The sequence below is a fragment of the Methylobacterium sp. WL6 genome (assembly GCF_008040095.1).
In the GTDB taxonomy this organism is placed as follows: domain Bacteria; phylum Pseudomonadota; class Alphaproteobacteria; order Rhizobiales; family Beijerinckiaceae; genus Methylobacterium.
Genome location: NZ_VRVH01000569.1, coordinates 1 through 1273 on the forward strand (window position 1 = coordinate 1; position 1273 = coordinate 1273).

The following is a 1273-nucleotide window of genomic DNA, read 5'->3' on the forward strand; positions in this document are numbered from 1 at the left end:
GGCACCGCTCGCGGCCGCCGCCCCGGAGGCGGCGCCCCGCGAGGCGGGGAAGCGCAAGCCCGAGCCGGAGCTGGTCTACGCCACCGTCTCGGCCGACCCGCGCCCGACGCTGACGCAGAAGACCTTCACCGACACCCTGCGCGCGGCCGACCTGTACCAGGCCTTCGCCGATGCCGGCGGCTGGGCGCCGGTGCCCGAGAGCACGGTGTTCAAGCCGGGCGCGTCGAACCCGGCGATCCCGGCGCTGCGCCACCACCTCACGCTCACCGGCGACCTGCCCGCCGACGCGCCCCCGAGCGACCGGCTCGATCCGCCGCTGGTCGCGGCGGTGACGGCGTTCCAGGCCCGCCACGGCCTGCCGGAATCTGGGCTGATCGGCCGGCTGACGATCGCCGCGCTCAACGTGCCGGCCTCCGTCCGCCAGCGTCAGCTCGCGGCCTCGGCGGCGCGGCTGATGGGCTCGAAGTTCCCGTTCGGCGAGCGCTACGTCGTCGTCAACATCCCGGCGGCCACCGTCGAGGCGGTGGAGAACGGCCAGGTCGCGCGCCGCTACGTCGCCGTGGTCGGCAAGCCCGACAAGGCGACCCCCAGCGTCGAGACCCGGATCACCGACATCAACTTCAACCCGACCTGGACGGTGCCGGTCTCGGTGGTGAAGAACGAGATCATCCCGCGGATGCGCAAGGAGCCGGGCTATCTCGCCAAGAACCACATCCGCATCCTCGGCCCCGGCGGCGTCGAGGTCGACCCGACGGCGGTGAACTGGAACACCGAAAAGGCGGTCGCCTACACGCTGCGCCAGGATTCCGGCTTCGACAACTCGCTCGGCCAGGTGCGGATCGACATGCCGAACCGCTTCGCGGTCTACATGCACGACACGCCCTCGAAATCGCTGTTTTCGCGCAACGTCCGCTTCCACAGCCACGGCTGCGTCCGCGTCGGCGGGGTCAAGGAGCTGGTCGGCTGGCTGCTCCAGGGCGTCGAGGGGCCGAACGGGCCGGACTCGGCCTGGGGCCCGATCGAGATCGAGACCGGCATCGCCGACGGCGAGCGCCGCGACCTCAAGCTGGTCAAGCCCGTCCCCGTCACCTTCGTCTACCTCACCGGCTACGCCACGCCGGACGGCCGCGTCCATTTCCGCGACGACATCTACGGGTTGGATACGCCGGGCGGGCCGGTGCCCTCGGCGGCGACCGAGCCGGCCGCCACCGGCGCGATCGCGCCGCGCGCCACGATCCGCCCGGCCAAGCCCGACCAGCGCCCGCCGGTGGCC

The 1273-nt window shown here is 72.8% G+C and carries 1 protein-coding gene; it reads left to right on the plus strand.

Features of this window, described 5'->3' with window-relative positions; all coding sequences use genetic code 11:
* A partial coding sequence (locus tag FV230_RS28435) for a L,D-transpeptidase family protein (protein ID WP_147844738.1) occupies nucleotides 1–1273 on the plus strand: 1273 nt, incomplete at both ends.